Here is a 16944-nt window from a genome sequence, read left to right on the forward strand (position 1 = left end):
ACCAATCTTACAGCCTCGGTCTTGTACTCCTGAGTAAATTTCCGCCGTGTTGACCCCATCGCCATCCTTCCCTATAGGCAGTGAACCTCAAGTTCGCTGTCCACGGAAGCGGGATCACTCCAGTGCGACAGCGGCGGCGAGTCTTGTGATGTAGGTGGCCGTGGCGGCGACTCGGGGCGGCGGATGGCAGATGTTTCTGGTAGGCGGACCGCCGCTGACGCCGCAGTGTTCGGCGGCGTGCGTCTCACAGGCTCAGAACTGATCTCGGCGTTATGATCAACCATGGCTGTGCGGCGGGTGAAGATGATGGCCGACTACTACGCTTTTCCGTTGTGGGCCGAAGGCGGGATGGTGTCGCCCGAAGCGCTGCCGCTGACCGACGTGCTGCGTGACGAGCTCGCCCTGTGGTCGGCCGACTACACCCGCATACTGATCGCCAACGGCTACAGCTGGCCGAGCGAACAGGTCCAGGCCGACTGGAACAAGCGAGGCTACGCTCTGGCGATCCGCGTAGCGCGGGAGCTGGGGCCTTCTTACGAGGTCGTGTTCTTCGATGAGCTACGACAGCGCATCACCACACTGAACGGTTCGAGTCGGACCAGTCGTCGCCGAAAGTGACTTCTTCCTGACCAGGGTTCGGCACATTTCTGCGACCAGATTTGCTATCCGTGCCGCAAGGTCGGCCGTACGCCCTCCACGTCCACGGCGGCTTTGCGGTGTCGGGGCCATCGTCACCGGGCTGAAGTGGAAGCACCGTCAGCGTTGTTGATGACTGCTTTTGGACTCGTACGCGCCGCGCGCTGCAAGCACGTCGTTGATGTTCCGCTCGGCCCAGATGCGTAGCGATGCGACAGGTGCGCTGATACTGCGTCCGAGAGGGGTGAGGGCGTACTCGGTGCGCGGTGGGACTTCCGGGTACACGGTCCGGGTGAGCAGACCATCTCGCTCCAGACGACGCAGGGTCTGCGCAAGCATCTTCTCGGAGATTCCGTCAACTGTGCGGCGCAGCTGCGCGAACCGATACGTCCCCGCACCGAGCGCGTCGATGATCAAAATCGTCCACTTGCTCGCGAGGTGATCCAGGACATCCCGGGTGGGACAGCCGGCGCTGTAGACGTCGGCTGGTAGGCCGGACGACGCCACCAGGGGCCGGGGGCCCGAGTCGTGAGACGTGTGATCCACGACCGAAGCGTAGCCCATGAGGAAAGTAGCTTACTGAGAAGTGGGTACTTCCCAGTTGGGACGTGGCCGTAGAGCGTCTTCCCCATGAGTGAAACGTCGAACGCACCGAGTTCTGGTTCCGTCGTACCGACGCCCCTGACGCAGGCGCCGGGTGCCGGGCGCGCATGCCGCGCCGTCGGATTCGACAGGACCGGCGGGCCAGAGGTCCTGATCCGGCGAGACCTCGTCCAGCCCGAGCCCGGCCCGGGTGAGGTCGCCGTACGGGTCGCGTACGCGGGCGTGAACTTCGTCGAGGTGCTGCAACGACGCGGGGCCGTTCCCGTGCCCGCCCTGCCGTTCGTCCCGGGCCTGGAAGTGAGTGGTCACGTCGCCGCTGTCGGCCCGGGTATCGTTGATCTTCCCGTCGGCACCGCGGTAGCCGCTTTTACGATCGTCGGCGGGTACGCGGAGCTCGTGAATGTTCCGGCCGCTCGGGTGTTCCCGCTCGTCGGCGCTGCCGCCGGGATGTCGTTGGAGGCCGCCGCGGCAGCCGTGACGATCGGGACGAGCGCGGTGGCGATGCTCACCGAGCTGGCACGGGTCGGACCGAGGTCGGTGGTCGTCGTCTCCGCCGCCGCGGGTGGGGCGGGTGCGGCCATCGCGGCTGTCGCCCGGCATCTCGGCGTCAGCGTTCTCATCGGGACGGTGGGTTCGGCCGACAAGGTCCAGGTCGCCCGGGCCCACGGGTACGACATCGTCGTGCCACACGCAGAGCTGGCGACAGCCGTGCACCGTGCGACTGGTGGCCGGGGCGCCGACGTGGTGCTCGACTCGGTGGGTGGCCAGGTCTTCGAAGCCGGCCTCGCCGCGCTCGCCCCGAGGGGGCGGTTGGTGAAGTTCGGATCGGCTGCTGGAAGGACCGAGTCCTTGCCGTCGCCGATGGCACTCGCCCTGGCCAACGTCGCGGTCATGGGCTGGAGCAGCATCGATCTGGCACTCGCCGCCCCTGAGATCATCGCCCCGGCCACGGAGAAGGCGCTCGCCCTGGTAACCGACGGGTCACTCGTCATTCCCGTCCAGGAGGTGTTCGATCTCAGCGACGCCGCGAAGGCGCATCGGCTGTTGGAGGGTCGGCGGACCACCGGAAAGCTGCTTTTGCTGGCTGGACAGGCCTGACCGGGCGGACGTGACGCGGCCGGCGTGGAAACCTGCCTGCTTGAGTACCTACGTCCCCGCTGGCTGGGCAGGGCGCAACGCTGCCGGTGGCTGTCGTGCCCTTCTTCGCCAGGACCAGCCAGGCGCCGTCGGAGACATCCTCGTTCACGTCGAGCCAGGCCCGCCAGGCGAGATCCTGTCGGTGGCGATCAGTAGCTCCGGTGTGGCGGCGGTACGAGTCCTGGGGTTGGCCGACTCCCGTGACACAGGACGTGTGTTGTGGCGGTCGAAGCCGCGGGAGATGGGGAAGGATCACGCCATCGCTCCCGTCGGCCGGGTGTGCTGCACGGTGAACCCATGAGCAGTCAGATCTCCGACCGCCGGTCGGTCGAGGGGGCCGGCGCACCGGCGACGACCCTGCTGCCGGTGATCGCCCTCGCGTCGGGGACGACCGCGCTCGTGACGAGCGAGTTCCTTCCCGCAGGTGTGCTGCCGACGATGGCTTCGGACATCGGTGTCAGCGACGGTGTCGCTGGCCTGGCGATCGCGGTCACCGCGATCGCCGGTGCCGTCACCGCCCCCACCGTCGCGCTTGTGCTCCCGCGAACCAGTCGGCGCACGGTGCTCGTCGCGCTCCTGGCCGCCGGAGCGGTCGCCAATCTCGCCGTGTCACTCGCCCCGGACTTCGCCGTCCTGTTGCTGGGACGGCTCCTGCTCGGCATCGCACTCGCCGGCTTCTGGTCCTTCGCCTTCGGGGCGGGGACGACGGTTCTGCCCGGCAGGCCGCGGGTCGTTTCGACCGCGCTCGCGTTCGGGGTGAGCCTCGCGACGGCGCTGGGCGTGCCGCTCGCCGCGCTCGTCGGCAACGGCGTCGGCTGGCGGGCCGCGTTCGCCGGCGCGACCGCCATCTGCGTCCTCGCCGCGGTCTGGCTGGCTTGTGTCCTGCCACCGGTTCCGGCGCATCCGTCGGCCGGCCTGCCGATGCTGCGCAGGGCGGTCGGGAACCGACGGCTCATGGCGGGAATCGGATGCGTCGGCCTGGTCGCGTTCGGGAACTTTGCCAGCTACCCCTACATCAGGCTCGCCATCGAGCGGGTGGGCTCCCAGCACACGACCTGGCTGCTGGTCGCCTGGGGCCTCGGTGGCATGGCGGGCAATGTCCTTGCCGGCGCGTTCGCCGCGAGACTGCGCCTGCTTGCGGCTGCGGCGCCGGTCCTGCTGGGTGCGGGCCTGCTGGTCACTGCCGTGGCAGGCTCCTCCAGCCTGCTCGCGATCGGAATCGTGCTGTGGGGTTTCGCGTTCAACATGGTCCCGGTGGCCACGCAGCTGTGGGTCAGCAGGGTCGAGCCAGACAGCGTCGAGTCAGCGGTGTCGCTCCAGGTCACAGCGTTCCAGGTGGCGATCACAGCGGGCGCTGTGGTCGGCGGAGCGCTGCTCGACGCGCGGGGCGCGCAGTTCCCGCTACTCCTGGGTGCCGTAGCAGCACTCGCCGGTGGTATCGGCTTCGGACTACTACGCGTGCCCGCCTGAGAGCCGCGCCCGGGACCTCACCCGCCGCGGTGCTCCTCGACCCTGATCCGGACCTCACCGGCAGCGGGCTCCGGGGTTGGCTCGTCGACGATGTGCAGCACGTCCGGGGCGCCGGTCTCGTCGAAGACAACGACTTTGGGCATGGTGGAACTCCTTCGGAGCAGGCGGGAGGGGACGCCGCGGCCGGGTGGTCCAGGAGGTTTTCCGCTGGCATGATGAAGTGGGACAGTGTCCCGGTTGACGATTCGGGACGCTGTCCCACTTAGCGACGCCGGCCGGTGGCACCGTCTGCCCGTGGGGCTGTGCCATCCGGTGGGGCTGTGCCATCCGGTGGGACGGCGCAGGTGCAGGCGGTACGTCCGAGGGAGGGGGGTCAGGTGAGTGCCGGCGAAGGAGTTGTGGAACCCGCGTCCCGCCCGAAGCGGGCCGATGCTCGGCGCAACGAGCAGGCTCTGCTGGAGGCGGCCGCCGCGGTGTTCGTGACCTCCGGGGTGGAGGCGCCGATCCGCGCGATCGCCGCCAGGGCCGGCGTCGGGACGGCCACGATCTACCGCCATTTTCCGACCCGGGCGGATCTGATCATCGCCGTCTACCGGCACCAGGTCGATGGCCTGGCCCAGGCCGGCCCGGCCATGCTGGCGGCCAGCGCGACGCCCTACGCCGCACTGGCACAGTGGATCGATCTGTTCGTCGACTTCCTGGTCACCAAGCACGGGCTCGCCGCCGTGCTGCGCTCCGACGACTCCTGCTTCGATCCGTTGCACGACTATTTCCTGGACCGGCTTGTGCCCGTCTGTTCGGCGCTGCTCGCCGCCGCCGCCGACGCCGGGGAGATCCGCTCCGATCTGGAGCCGCTGGAGGTCATGCGCGGCGTCGGAAACCTCTGCGCCGGAGCCACCAGCAGCCACGGCTACGACGCCCGCCGCCTCGTCGAGGTCCTCATCGCCGGGCTACGCCTAACGAGGTGAGCTGCGCGTGAAACGTACCGACGCGGTCCACGACGAGGCATGCCGAGCACGGCCCAGAACAGCGCCGCGGCCAGACGGAGATGTCGACACGTCGGCGGGCTGACGACCCTCGTGGGCATCGGGGCGAATAGCCTGACCTCGATGCCGACTCTCCTGATGGTGCACCACACGCCGTCGCCGTCCATGCAGGCGATGTTGGAGGCGGCGCTGGCCGGCGCCCGGAACGAGGCCATCGAGGGCGTGGAGGTCGTCGTCCGCCCGGCGCTGGCGGCCACCGCGGTCGATGTGCTGGCCGCCGACGGCTACCTGCTCGGGACGCCGGCCAACATCGGTTACATGTCAGGGGCTTTGAAGCACTTTTTTGACCAAATCTACTATCCGTGTCTCGACGCGACCGTTGGTCGGCCGTATGCGCTGTACGTGCACGGCAACTCCGACACGACCGGCGCGGTCCGCGCGGTCGAGACCATCACCACCGGTCTGAAATGGAAGCGTCTACGTGACCCGCTCGCCGTCGTGGGCGACCTGTCCGCTGCTGACCGCGAGGGCTGCTGGGAGTTCGGGGCGACGGTCGCGGCCAGTCTGATGGCCGAGTGACTTGGCTGGGCATCTGATCGACAACGAGCACGGAGAGGTCTCACCGACGACCTGACGGCTGAGCGCTCGGGCCATCCCCGTAGTGGGGCGACCGGTGCTGCTACGCACGGTCGGGTTCGCCGCGATCTGGCAGGTTTCGGAGAAATCCGTCAACGAGGTTGCGCAGGCCGAGAGAGTAGGTGTCCCGGCTGACCAGGCTGGCCCAGCGTTCCCCGAGCGCCGCGAGGTGCGGCAGCTCGGTGGCGTCGGCCGCGCGTATGAGGTCGTCGCGCTGGGCCGGACCGCGCTTTTCGGCTCGCTGACGGTCACGGTTCGCCCGGACGAGGATCTCTCCGGCGGTGTAGTACCAGATGCTCCGGTACAGGTCGACGGCCTGCTCCGGTGTGCATCCGCACTCGATGGCCCCGGCGAGGAGTGCCTCCACCATCCACAGCGCTGCCCGGCCCACCCGATCATCCTGGATCAGAACCCCGACGACCCACGGCCAGGCGGCCAGCGTCTCCCGGATGACCGTCGCGGCCGTGATGATGCGTTCTCGTGGGTCGGCTGGCATGGCAGGGCGGGACATCTGCTCCGCATAGTCGTCCAGGAGCTGTGTGAGCAGATCGTCCTTGTCGCGGACGTGGTGGTACAGAGTCGTCGACGCGGTGCCGGCCTCCGCGGCAAGTCGGCGCATGGTCAGTTTTTCCCAGCCGTCCCGGTCGATCAAGCGGCGGGCCGCCGCGATGATGTCCGCGCGGGAGGTGCGCGGCGGGCGACCCATCCGCCCGCGAGCCGGGGCCGAGGGATCTGCCGCTGTCACGGGTTCATCATGCCCCGGCTCGACGGCGCTGCCGGTGAGTGTCCTGGATCACGTTGTTGGTCGCTGCTCGACTCCAAGGGCCGCCTGAGCTACTTTTCGAACATGTTCCTAAAGTCGCCGTCGATCGGTCGACGCGCTCCCAGTCCAACCGCCGTCATGCCGGAGACCCCTCGCACGTGCCCAGGAGGCCCGCCGATGGACCTGACTCCTGTCGACCTGTTCACCGCTGTGCTGCGCCTGCGCCCTGGCAGGGCTGTCACCGTCGAAGAACGGCGGATGGATGCCGATGACGAGGGCTGGACGGTCGCCCTCACGCACGCGGAGACCGACCACGACGTCCACAGCGACCACTGGGAAGTGCATCCCGAAAGCGACGAGGCTGTGTGCGTACTGTCCGGGCAGGTCCGCCTCTACCTGAGGCAGGGGGAGGCCGAGGGCGCGCAGGTTGTGGTCACCCTGGCTGCCGGGACCGGCTTCGTCGTTCCGCGCAATCGCTGGCACCGTTTCGAACTGGATGCTCCGAGCGATCTGATGAGCATCGCACTGCGCCTCGGCTCCCGGTTGGAGAAGCGGGCGTGACGGACCCCAAGACCATTGTTCCCACCACCACGGCGAACCAGACAATCCCGAGGTACCCGTCCGAGAAGTCCGCCCGGTGGCTTCTCGTGGTCGTGTTGCTGGTACAGGCAATGGTGGCGCTGGACACCTCGGTGGTGAACGTGGCGCTGCCACATATCCGGTCCGCGCTCGACTTCAGCCCAAGCGGCCTGACCTGGGTGGTCAATGCTTACTCGCTGACGTTCGGTGGCCTGATCATGCTGGGCGGCCGGATCGGCGACATGGTCGGGAGGCGCCGGGCGCTGCTGGCCGGGCTCGTCGTCTTCGGGGTGGAGAGTCTGGCCGGAGGGCTCGCCCAGAGTTCAGGGGAGCTCATTGCTTTCCGGGCCATGCAGGGTGTCGGCGCGGCCGTCCTCGCTCCCATCGCCTTCACCCTCATCACGGTGTATGTCCCCGCCGGGCCGGAGCGGGCCAGGGCGCTCGGGCTGTGGGGAGCGGCAGCCGCGGTCGGAGGCGCGGTGGGCGTGCTTGCCGGGGGAGTGCTGACCCAGTGGGCGGGCTGGCGGATCGTGTTGTTCCTGAACGTGCCCATCATCGGGTTCCTGCTGGCGGCAGCCCGCCGCGGCGTCCCCGCTGATCGTCGGGAAGGGCCGGCGCCGCGGCCGGATGTCGTCGGAGCGCTACTGGCCACTGCCGGAACCTCGATGCTGGTCCTCGGAGTCATCCGCACGGACATCCACCCCTGGGGATCGGCGACGACGCTGCTCACCCTTGGCGTGGCCATGGTCCTGCTCACGGCCTTCGCCGTGGTCGAGAACCGCGTGTCGGCGCCGCTGCTGCGGATGCGGCTGCTCACCCATCGCTCAGTCGTCGTCGCCAACCTGTTCGTTTTGCTCCTGTTCTCCGGTCAGTTCGCTGCCTTCTACTTCGTCTCGCTCTACCTCCAACAGGTGCTGGACTACTCGGCGGCAACCACGGGGGCCGCATTCCTACCGTTCTGCGCCGGCATGCTGCTCGGGTCGACCACGGCGTCCCGCCTGGCGACACGGGTCGAGGGACGCCTCCTCCTGACTGTTGGCGGGGCGCTGGCCGCAGTCGGGTTCGGCTGGTTCGCCGCGGTACTCGGAGTTGACGGGAGCTTCCTCACTTCCATCCTTGGGCCGTCGATCGTGACGAGCACCGGAATCGGCCTGTGCGTGGTTCCGATGGGAACTGCCGCGACAGTTGGTATCGCTCCGGCCGAGGCGGGGATGGCCGCTGGACTGATCACCAGCTCCCGTCAGATCGGAGGCTCGATCGGCCTCGCGGCCCTGGCGACTGTGGCGATCGCGGTGACCGGCCGTCATGATGGCGGCGCCCGCGCCGCTCTCGCCGCCGGGTACGCGACTGCCGTAGGTGTCAGCGGTCTGCTTCTCGGCCTCGCCGCAGTCCTCGCCTTCGTCGCGCTACCAGCCAGGTCCTCCGGATCAGCCACGCCGGACGCTGGCCAGCGCATGCCGACTGCCTGCGAGCCGATCCGGCCGGTTCACGCGGGCGTACCCGACAGCTGGCAGCCGCTGCCAGGCAGCCAGGGGTAGGAGGATTAGGCGGGCCATAGCCGGCAGGGCGTTCCGGGGCAGAACGTGGCGGCGTCACCGGGGCCCGCGCGTGATCGCGCCCGGCCGGGACGATGGCCACGCGGCCCGTGACGGCGAGCGTCGTGAGACACGTGGCGTGACCGTATGAGGCATGCGACTTTCCGCAAGGTCTGCGACCAGGCCTGTTACCCCTGTTTGGCCGCCACTGTCGGCCGCCCTTACGCGCTGTATGCGCATGGCAACAACGACACGATGGGTGCGGTGCGGGCGGTGGAGTCGATTGCTACCGGCCTGCGCTGGCGGCGGTTGCGCGAGCCGGTGACGGTGACAGGTACGCCGGACGCGAAGGACCGGGAGGCCTGCTGGGAGCTGGGCGCCAGCACGGCGGCGAGCCTGATGCCGTAGCGCTCGGGTCTGGTTGGGCACCGAGCATGCCATTCATGCGCCATGCATGAATGCATGGTAGCGTGGACATATGAGCGAGTCCGCTGATCTGGGCATCATCCAGGTGCGCGATGTCGATCCGACGACGCTCGCGGTCCTGCGCGAGCGCGCTAGATCGCTCGGCCAGTCGCTGTCCGGGTACTTGCGGGACCTGATGGATGCTGACGCGGCCATGGAGACCAACGCCGAGGTCATCGCCCGCATCGCCCGCGACAGGGAACCGGTGGAGCTCACCATGGACGACGTCCTCGCGGCGCGCGACGAGGGGCGGCGTTGACCCTCACGTACGTGGTTGACTGCTCGCTCGTCATTGATGTGCTGTCGGTCCGTAATGGCGACGAGGTGCTCCGGCATCGTCTGTCCGCCCCGCGTACGTTGCACGCCCCGCACCATCTCGACGTCGAGGTCGCGTCAACAGTCCGCGGGCTTGCCGCCGGAGGGAAGATCACTGCTCATCGCGGCGAGCAGATGCTGGCTGACTACGCGCGCCTGCGGATCACCCGTCATCCGGTCTGGCCCTACCACCCCCGGATGTGGGAACTGCGGCACAACCTCGGCGCCTACGACGCCGCCTACATTGCGCTCGCCGAAGCACTCGGCTGCGAGCTGCTCACCGGCGACACCAAGCTCAGGAACGCTGCCGGACACCGCGCGACGGTCATCGTCACCCGATAGCAGAAGCAGGCACGCTTCTTAGTGATACGACCGATGCGGTTTGGCCCCACCGCGGCAGCAAGCCTCGTAAGCACGTAGCATAATCGACCGACGCATGCGACTTGCCGCAAGTTCTGCGACCAGATCTACTACCCGGTGCTTGAGGCGACCGTCGGCCGGCCGTATGCGCTGTACGTCCACGGCGGCAGCGACACGACCGGCGCGATCCGCGGCGTCGAGACCATCGCCACCGGCCTGAAATGGAAGCGCCTGCGCGAGCCACTGTCGATCGTCGGCGAGGCGGACGCCGCGGTGCGCGAGGCCTGCTGGGAGCTCGGGGCAACGGTCGCCGCCAGCCTGATGCTCACGTGATCTGGACGGGCCAGGACTCAGGGCTCCACCCGCCTGCCCAGGTCCAGTGGCCAGCCGCCCGGAGCCCCTCGGGGCGCGGCGGATCTGGCTGACCATCGGCCCCGATGTTGCCCCCGTGCGTCTGCTTGAGGACCTACGTCCCCAAACGCATCCCGATCGTGCAGCGATCGATGTGGTACGCAAGTCGAGAAGGCTTTGCGGCGGACGTCAGTGCGCCTTCGTGGAGGAGGCCCTCTGGCTGGGCAGGGCTGTCAGATGCGCACGACCGCGATGGTGTGCCCGGTGGGGCTGATGGCGATCTGGGTACCCAGCTCGGTGCTGACGCGTTTGCGTTCGGCGGGTCGCTGATCGAAGATCACGAGGTGGCCGGTGGCCAGTCCGAGGCGTAGCAGGTAGCCGTCGAGCTGGCGGATGCCGGCCTGGGTCGGGTCGGCGTCGCCAGGGCGGTGGGTCTTGACCTCCAGCGCCTCGCGCTGGACACCAGCCCTGCCGTCGGGCCCGGTGTGGCTCCAGCGGATGAGTAGATCCATGGCGCCGCGGCCCACACCGTACTCGCGGTCAACGAAGCCGCTGCCATTGATAGCGCGGTCGAGGTATCCAAGCAGCGTGACGTGGGGGGTCACCTCGCGGTAGGGCTCGTCGGCCGCAAGGACGTCCTCGGTCCGGTGCCAGAACTCGGTGAAACGTTCGAGCAGTCCGGGTAGGTCGAGGCGGCCGTCGGTGAGAACAAACGAACGTGGCTGTGGTGCGCCGGCAACGCCGTCGAACAGTCCATCGGCGAGAACTCGTGTGATCACATTGCGGTATATCGGGTTGGCGATCTCGACCGTCGACGCGGTCCGTCGGACGAGGCCGAGGTCGGTGGTGTAGGCGAGGTCGTCGGAGAAGGGATCGAACCTGACCTCCGTGCCGGCGAGAACTGGTTCGATGATCCGCTGTACGTGGGGGTCACGGAGCCGGTCGAGCAGGGAGTCCAGATGAGTCTCGCGCGCGACGATGAGTCGTTCTTCGGCCTCGTCGACATGGTCGGCAGTGATCGTCGTCGTCGTGGGGATCTTCATGCGATCGACGATCTCGTGGGCGAGCGCGTTGACCAGCCAAGGCTGGCCCATGGTCAGGGCGTAGGCGTATTCCACGGCCTGGAGGGTGAAGTTCTGGCCGGTGTCGGCGGTGTGCTGCTGGTAGAGGGCGCGGACCTCGTTGAGGGTGAAGTCTTTCAGCCGTAGCGAGATCACCTTGATATTGAATGGGCTGGGCGAGGTGAGCCTGGTCGGGTCGCCACCTGAGGCGATTTTATGATCGCGGACGTCGCGTAGGCCGCAGAGCGCGATCGAGGAGGGGAAGCCGGAAGGCCGGTCGCGGTAGCCGTCGCGCAGCTGGCCGAGGACGCTGAGCAGGGTCTGCCCGCTCAACGCGTCTATCTCGTCGAGGAACAACACCAGCGGCTTCGGGCATGCCTCGGCCCAGGCGGCAAACGCTTCGGACAGGAGCGCCTCGTCCCAGCTGTCCGGCCATGGTGGCGGACGCAGCTCGGCTGGCAGGTTGGTCCGTGCGGTGCGCCGAGCGCGTCCGAGGATCGCCCGGGTGGCGGCGCCGATGTCATCCGGCCAGGGACGCCCGGCCTCCATCGACAGCACGACCGCCGCGTAGCGACCACTCGCGGTCAGGTCGGTGGCGAGGGCCTGCAGAACTGTCGTCTTGCCGGTCTGGCGCGGGGCATGCAGGACAAAGTAGTTCTCCCTCGCGACCAGGTCGGGCACCTCGGGGAGCCGTGCGGATGCCGGGATCATGAAGTGCTTGCCTGGTACGCACGGCCCAGCCGTGCCGAACGTGCGAGCCACCGCCCATTCTCCGCCCGTCGGGGTGACGCATGATGTGGAGGCTGCCGTTGGCCCGAGCCGCCTTGAAGCCGTGGCGCTCAAGCGCTCGGACGACGCGGATGCCTCGAGCGGATGGAACCGAAGGCATCAGGCTGCCACAGTGACGGACAACTCCCGGGGAACTCCGAACTCCTCGATCAGGCCGATGAGCGCCTCACGCAGGTCGCCCAGCGCCTCCTGCTCGGTCGTGCCTTCGCCGTGGGCGCCGACACCTGGACGTAGCTGGGCATCCACGCACCAGACGCCATCCTCGGCACGCTCGACGACGATCGGGACGGTAACCGTGGCGGTGCGTGACGCCGCCATGCATCCACACTATCGCGGACGCCGTCCTGGGCCGGATCGCTCGCCGCGGCCCCTACCCGACACCGCCGACGGCATCAAGATCATGGGGGCCTGGCCGTATGGGATGGAGCAGGTGCACCGGAGCGAGTTCCTGGGCGTGATGCGCCGGGCCATCGATGCCCGGGTTCTGGTGCAGATTCTCGTCCTGGACCCGTCGAGTGACGCGGCCCGGCAGAGAACCTCCGACATGGGTGGTCGTCACGACGCCCGGGCCGCGATTCTCGACGTTCTGCTCGCGTTCCACGACTGGTCGGAGACGCTGTCGGTGAGCACCGCGCACACCTTCGAACTGAAGGTCTTCTCCGCCCTTCCGCCGGCCCGGCTGTACCTGGCCGGGAACAAGGCGATCTGTTCGTTCTTCGGCGACTCCGACAACCGCGACGGCAGCAATGTCCGCCATTACGAGACCAGCGTGCTCGGTGGCCTCGGCTTCTACGTCAACGCCGCGTTCGACCAGCTGTGGGACAGCCCGGAAACGATTACTCTCGATGAACACTGGCGTCTCGGCCTGATCGTGGACTGGCCGGCCGCCGCTCCGGCCGACTTCGAGGCCGACCGGCGGTCCGCCTACGTCATGGACGGCGGCGCGCTGTTTCTCAGCGACCAGCAGCTATTACACGACCTCGCCCAGATCGGTGCCGGCAACACCGGCGGTCGCGCGGAGGTCCCGGTCCGGCTGCCCCGCCGGGTCGTCGGCTTCGACTGGGACGGCCACCGGCCGTTGTCCCTCGCCGCGTTCGACCGCGGTCGCGACCCGCGTGCCGTCGGCGTCACCACCGCGATGGACTCCAAGTACGGCGCCGAAGGCCCGGTCCGTCGCTCCCTGTTGGAGATCCAGCCAGACACCTCTGTGTGATTTGTGGCAGGCCATCAGATCCTCACGGCTGTGACGGGGGCGGTCCGGCGGCACCAGACAGCTCACCCGCGCGGCACCGGCCGCCGACAACCTTCTGGGCGCGGAAGAGGACCGCGGCGAAGGCGAGCAGGCCGAGGGCGCGCAGGTAGACGGTGCCCTCGCGGTGGACCAGCGGGGAGGCCAGCACCGCGCAGGACAGCGCGCCGAGCGCCGGGGCCCAGGTGGGAGCACGGTAGGCGCCCGGCGGGGCGGGCTCACGTCGCAGCACCAGCGCGCTGACGTTGACGGTGAAGAAGACCAGCAACAGGAGTACGACGGTGGTGTCGGCGAGGCCGGCCAGCTGGCCGGTGCTGGCCAGCGCCACCGCCAGGGCCGTCACGAAACCGATCGCTGTCAGCGGGGTGCGTCGGCCCGGCAGGACCCGGGCGAAGACGGCCGGGATCGAGCCCTGAACGGCCATGCCGTAGACGAGACGGGAGGTCATCACCATGTTCATCAGGGCGGTGTTGGCGACCGCGACCAGCGCGACCGCGGCGAACAGCTTCGACGGCACCGGCACGTCGGAGGCCTTCACCACTTCCAGCAGCGGGGCACCGGAGCCGGCGAGGATGCCGGGATCCACCAGCATCGCGCAGGTGAACGCGACGAACAGGTAGACCGTGCCGGCGATGAACAGGCCGCCGAACAGCGCCCGGGGCAGGTCCCGGCGTGGCCGGCGGGCCTCCTCGACGAGGTTCACCGAGTTCTCGAAGCCGAGCATCGCGTACAACGCGAGTGTCGTGCCCGCGAGCAGGGCGAGCGGGGCGGACCCCTCGGTACGCAGTTCGAAGGCCCGTCCCGGTTCGCCCGCGCCGGTGGCCAGCGCGTCCACGCCGATCCCGACGATCAGCAGCAGCCCGGCCAGTTCGATCACGGTGAGCACGAGGTTCACCCGGGCCGACTCCTCGATCCCACGGGCGTTGAGGACCGCCGTCAGCAGGATGAACACGACCGAGACGACGACGGTGGGGGCCGTCATGAACTCCGCGAGGTATTTGCCCCCGATGGCCCGTGCGGCCGTGGCGGTGGAGGTGATGCCGGCGGACAGCACGGTGAAGCCGACCATGAAGGTGAGAAACGGACGGCGGAACGCCTCGTTGGCGTAGAGCGCCGCTCCGGCCGCCCGGGGATACTTGCCGACAAGCTCGGCGTAGGACGTCCCGGTGAGGAAGGCCAGGGCGAAGGCGATCAGGAACGGTGCCCAGATCATCCCGCCGACGTCGGCGGCGATCTGCCCGGTGAGCGCGTAGATTCCCGATCCGAGAACGTCACCGAGGACGAGAAACAACAGCATCCGCCCACTCAGGACGCGGGCCAGGGCGGGTTGGGTGGCGTGTTCCGTTCGCCCGGTCACCGCCGTCTCGTCCTCGGTCGCGCCGCCCCCGCGGGCCTGGCCGGCTGCCGTCCGGCTGGCAGCGCTCGGACGCCCGTTCATCATGTGGCCGCCCCTGATCCGTGGGCTGGTCGCTGCCCGCCACGCCGTCGGGAGAGCCGGGCCGACAGCCCCCGGGCCGAATACTGACACCGTGCCCGCCGGTCCGCCGGCTGGCGCCTGCGTGGGAGGGCATCCGGTGGATCGATCCGGAAGCGGCATGCCGGGCGCGGTGCATCAATCGCCGCAGGTCAGCTGTCCTGCACGTCAACGCCATATGATTCGGCGAGGCGGGCGAGGTCGTGGTCGTAGCCCTGCCCGACCGCACGGAACCGCCAACGCCGGTTTCGCTGGTAGACCTCGGCGAGCACCATGGTGCGTTCGGTTGTCGCTGCGTCAAGGGTGGCTCGCAGCACGGTGTCGCCGTCCGGAGCTACCGCGGACATCTCGACCGGGCCGACATCGCCGAACGTCCGGGCGCCGTCGAGGGTCGCCGCGATGACGATGCGGCTCACATCGCCCGGAACCGCACTGAGATCGAGGGCCACCGTCTGCTCGGCAGGCCCCTCGACCATGAGCCTGACAGCCTCGCCGGCACTCGGCTGGTTGTAGAAGACGAAGTCCTCGTCGCTGGCGACCTGCTCGTCCTCGCCGACGAGGAAGGCGACCAGGTCGACCTCGCCGGCGTCCCACGACCACGTGGCCGACACCGACCAGCGGTCCCCGGCGCTGGCCACCGGCAGGTCCACCACCCCGCCTCGGGGAAGCCGTAGCCCGGCCCGCCTGGAGGCGGTACTGGCCGGAAGATCGCCGGCTCGCCCCGGCTGTCCGGTGTCGAGCTGGTGGACGAATTCGTCGGCGGAGATGACGGGCACGCCCAGCATCCGGATTCTTGGCATCCGGCGGTCCAGGCCCGCGCCGTTCAGACAGACGGCGAGCGCGAGGCTCGCCGTGACATTGACAGCGGGAACCGCACCCAGCAGACCGATGCGCTCTCGCATCGTCGCCGCCTCGTCGTGTGGGCCGCCGAGAACGAGTATGCGACGTCCGACGAGGCTGTGCGCAGCAGGTACAGGTAGAGGGGCGGAGGCAGGCGCCGGGGGAGGAAGCTGGGCCTGGACCATGGCCGGCACCGCCGGTGCCGCCACGTCCTGCTCGGCGGACGATCCGGTCGCCAGGACGGCGGCTGGTTCGGGTGCCGGTTCGTCGGCCGACGCCTGAACCGGCACGGATACCGGCCCGTTCGCGGTCGGTGCGTTCGCGGTGCGTTCGACGGCGGTGGTGCCGCCGTCCCTGAGCCGGCCGGTCCGCACGTCGACGAGCAGGCGTGTGAAGTCCTGTTCGTCGACCACCGGCGTCCCGTGCGTGACCGCCGCTCGCGCCTTGCTCGAGCCTGCTGCGATGTCGTTGCTGACGATCAGGCTGGTGAGCCGGCTCACCGAGCTGGTGACGTGCAGACCGGCCGCGGTTGCCTGGCGTTCCAGCTCCTCGCGGGGGACGACCGTGTCGCCGGTGAACGCCACCCGCATGCCCTGGACGAGGGGCGCGTCCGGAGCGAGACGGCCCGGATTGAGGTAGGGGCACCCCGGCTTCTTCGGGTACGGCCGGTTCCTGCCCGGACGCTTCCCGGTGTCATGGTGGCGGTAGCTGCTCGGCGCGGCCGCGGCGTCGTCGCGCTCGGTGCCGCAGGCTGCCAGCGGCAGGTCGAGGTACTGGCGGGCGGCGAGGTCGAGTGCGCGGGGGAGTAGCGCCGCGAGCACGTCGGCGTCGTCGGCCGCGTCATGTGCCCGACGCTGCGTGATGCCCCAGTGCCTGGCGAGCGTACCGAGTCTCAGGTTGGGCAGATCAAGACCAAGGCGTTTGGCGAGCACGTGGGTGCACAGGCGCCATTCCACGGGAAGTCGCCTGCCGCAGCGTATTGCCTCGGCGGCCAGCATCCGCCAGTCGAAAACCGCGTTGTGCGCGACAAACACCCGGCCCGCGAGCATCCGCGACAGGGTGTCGACGACGTCCTCGAATGTCGGGCTACCGGCCAATCTGTCCCGGGTCAGCCCGTGAATGTGTACCGGACCCGGGTCGCATCCGGGATCGAGCATCGTGGACCAGCGGTCCTCCACCCTGCCGTCCGCCGCCACGTGGACGACTGCCAGCGACAACACCCGGTGCCGGTGCGGGACAAGGCCGGAGGTCTCGACATCGACGACTGCGTAGGGCTGCTGGAAGGTGCGTGCGAAATCCGGCACCTCGACGACGGCGGTGGTCACGAGGCGACATCTTGTCGGATCCCGCGGAGGCGGATCGTAGCGCCGTCGACCGTGGTGGGATGTTGTGTCGGAAGAGTCCCACCCGCTTGTCCTGTTGGATACCGGAAGGCCAGGGCGCAGGTGGTCATGGCGGCTCAGGGTCAGGGTCAGGAGAGCGGCACCACGGTGATCCCGATGGCTTCGTAGGTCGCGGTGGCTCGCTGGTCGAGGCTCGGTCCTGTCGGGGAGATGCCGGTAAAACGATCGAGAGGCGAGCTGGGAGCTGGGCCACGGTGGCCGCGAGCCTGGGCAGCAGGCAGGGTCCCGGGTCGACTGGTGCGCCGGCCGGGACCCGGCGGCCTGGCCGCTCGGAGCTGGTGGCAGGGCCGCC

General features: G+C 69.0%; 19 protein-coding genes. 12 read left to right on the forward strand and 7 right to left on the reverse strand.

Features of this window, described 5'->3' with window-relative positions:
• Positions 1 to 282: 282 nt before the first annotated feature.
• Positions 283 to 618: an immunity protein CdiI family protein gene (locus tag MXD59_RS23400; RefSeq protein ID WP_248826756.1), complete on the forward strand. Its 336-nt coding sequence runs from the start codon at positions 283 to 285 to the stop codon at positions 616 to 618.
• A 138-nt stretch (positions 619 to 756) separates the two neighbouring features.
• Here MXD59_RS23400 and MXD59_RS23405 read toward each other — a convergent pair whose 3' ends face one another.
• Positions 757 to 1182, reverse strand: coding sequence for a winged helix-turn-helix transcriptional regulator (locus MXD59_RS23405; protein ID WP_308301773.1), 426 nt, complete (start codon positions 1180 to 1182; stop codon positions 757 to 759).
• Between the two features lie 84 nt (positions 1183 to 1266).
• On the opposite strand from MXD59_RS23405, the gene MXD59_RS23410 reads away from it, so the two are divergent.
• Complete coding sequence (locus MXD59_RS23410) at positions 1267 to 2337, forward strand: zinc-binding dehydrogenase (RefSeq protein ID WP_248826757.1); 1071 nt, start codon at positions 1267 to 1269, stop codon at positions 2335 to 2337.
• A 336-nt stretch (positions 2338 to 2673) separates the two neighbouring features.
• Positions 2674 to 3846, forward strand: a complete 1173-nt coding sequence (locus MXD59_RS23415) for an MFS transporter (protein ID WP_248826758.1) — start codon at positions 2674 to 2676, stop codon at positions 3844 to 3846.
• Between the two features lie 17 nt (positions 3847 to 3863).
• On the opposite strand, the gene MXD59_RS26720 is transcribed toward MXD59_RS23415, so the two are convergent.
• Positions 3864 to 3989, reverse strand: a complete 126-nt coding sequence (locus tag MXD59_RS26720; RefSeq protein ID WP_283097381.1) for a hypothetical protein — start codon at positions 3987 to 3989, stop codon at positions 3864 to 3866.
• A gap of 234 nt (positions 3990 to 4223) precedes the next feature.
• On the opposite strand from MXD59_RS26720, the gene MXD59_RS23420 reads away from it, so the two are divergent.
• Together MXD59_RS23420 and MXD59_RS23425 are read left to right on the forward strand one after the other, a co-directional pair.
• Positions 4224 to 4814, forward strand: coding sequence for a TetR/AcrR family transcriptional regulator (locus tag MXD59_RS23420; RefSeq protein WP_248826759.1), 591 nt, complete (start codon positions 4224 to 4226; stop codon positions 4812 to 4814).
• Between the two features lie 132 nt (positions 4815 to 4946).
• A complete protein-coding gene (locus tag MXD59_RS23425; protein ID WP_248826799.1) occupies positions 4947 to 5411 on the forward strand; it encodes a flavodoxin family protein in 465 nt (154 codons plus the stop codon).
• A 100-nt stretch (positions 5412 to 5511) separates the two neighbouring features.
• On the opposite strand, the gene MXD59_RS23430 is transcribed toward MXD59_RS23425, so the two are convergent.
• A complete protein-coding gene (locus MXD59_RS23430) occupies positions 5512 to 6213 on the reverse strand; it encodes a TetR/AcrR family transcriptional regulator (RefSeq protein WP_248826760.1) in 702 nt (233 codons plus the stop codon).
• A gap of 195 nt (positions 6214 to 6408) precedes the next feature.
• Here MXD59_RS23430 and MXD59_RS23435 point away from each other — a divergent pair, with 195 nt between their 5' ends.
• The 6 genes from MXD59_RS23435 to MXD59_RS23460 all read left to right on the forward strand — a co-directional run bounded on the left by MXD59_RS23435 (position 6409) and on the right by MXD59_RS23460 (position 9818).
• The gene (locus MXD59_RS23435) at positions 6409 to 6792 is read left to right on the forward strand and encodes a cupin domain-containing protein (RefSeq protein WP_248826761.1); all 384 of its coding nucleotides are present in this window, start codon (positions 6409 to 6411) and stop codon (positions 6790 to 6792) included.
• Complete coding sequence (locus tag MXD59_RS23440) at positions 6789 to 8348, forward strand: MFS transporter (RefSeq protein WP_248826762.1); 1560 nt, start codon at positions 6789 to 6791, stop codon at positions 8346 to 8348. Before MXD59_RS23435 ends, MXD59_RS23440 begins: the two co-directional genes overlap by 4 nt.
• A 144-nt stretch (positions 8349 to 8492) precedes the next feature.
• Positions 8493 to 8753: a flavodoxin gene (locus tag MXD59_RS23445; protein ID WP_248826763.1), complete on the forward strand. Its 261-nt coding sequence runs from the start codon at positions 8493 to 8495 to the stop codon at positions 8751 to 8753.
• Positions 8754 to 8823: 70 nt separating this feature from the next.
• Positions 8824 to 9069, forward strand: a complete 246-nt coding sequence (locus tag MXD59_RS23450; protein ID WP_248826764.1) for a hypothetical protein — start codon at positions 8824 to 8826, stop codon at positions 9067 to 9069.
• A complete protein-coding gene (locus MXD59_RS23455; RefSeq protein ID WP_248826765.1) occupies positions 9066 to 9467 on the forward strand; it encodes a type II toxin-antitoxin system VapC family toxin in 402 nt (133 codons plus the stop codon). The genes MXD59_RS23450 and MXD59_RS23455 overlap by 4 nt, the downstream gene beginning before the upstream one ends.
• 135 nt (positions 9468 to 9602) lie before the next feature.
• A complete protein-coding gene (locus tag MXD59_RS23460) occupies positions 9603 to 9818 on the forward strand; it encodes a flavodoxin (protein WP_248826766.1) in 216 nt (71 codons plus the stop codon).
• Positions 9819 to 10069: 251 nt separating this feature from the next.
• On the opposite strand, the gene MXD59_RS23465 is transcribed toward MXD59_RS23460, so the two are convergent.
• Together MXD59_RS23465 and MXD59_RS23470 are read right to left on the reverse strand one after the other, a co-directional pair.
• Complete coding sequence (locus MXD59_RS23465) at positions 10070 to 11659, reverse strand: P-loop NTPase family protein (RefSeq protein WP_248826767.1); 1590 nt, start codon at positions 11657 to 11659, stop codon at positions 10070 to 10072.
• 126 nt (positions 11660 to 11785) lie between these two features.
• A complete protein-coding gene (locus MXD59_RS23470; RefSeq protein ID WP_248826768.1) occupies positions 11786 to 12004 on the reverse strand; it encodes a type II toxin-antitoxin system HicB family antitoxin in 219 nt (72 codons plus the stop codon).
• 112 nt (positions 12005 to 12116) lie between these two features.
• On the opposite strand from MXD59_RS23470, the gene MXD59_RS23475 reads away from it, so the two are divergent.
• Positions 12117 to 12899, forward strand: a complete 783-nt coding sequence (locus MXD59_RS23475) for a hypothetical protein (RefSeq protein ID WP_248826769.1) — start codon at positions 12117 to 12119, stop codon at positions 12897 to 12899.
• Between the two features lie 22 nt (positions 12900 to 12921).
• On the opposite strand, the gene MXD59_RS23480 is transcribed toward MXD59_RS23475, so the two are convergent.
• Together MXD59_RS23480 and MXD59_RS23485 are read right to left on the reverse strand one after the other, a co-directional pair.
• Positions 12922 to 14292 (reverse strand): APC family permease, encoded by a 1371-nt coding sequence (locus MXD59_RS23480; protein ID WP_248826770.1) that lies wholly within the window; start codon positions 14290 to 14292, stop codon positions 12922 to 12924.
• Positions 14293 to 14561: 269 nt separating this feature from the next.
• Positions 14562 to 16574, reverse strand: a complete 2013-nt coding sequence (locus MXD59_RS23485) for a DEDDh family exonuclease (protein ID WP_248826771.1) — start codon at positions 16572 to 16574, stop codon at positions 14562 to 14564.
• Positions 16575 to 16944 lie beyond the last annotated feature (370 nt).

The sequence above is a fragment of the Frankia umida genome (genome assembly GCF_023242945.1).
Lineage (GTDB): Bacteria > Actinomycetota > Actinomycetes > Frankiales > Frankiaceae > Frankia > Frankia umida.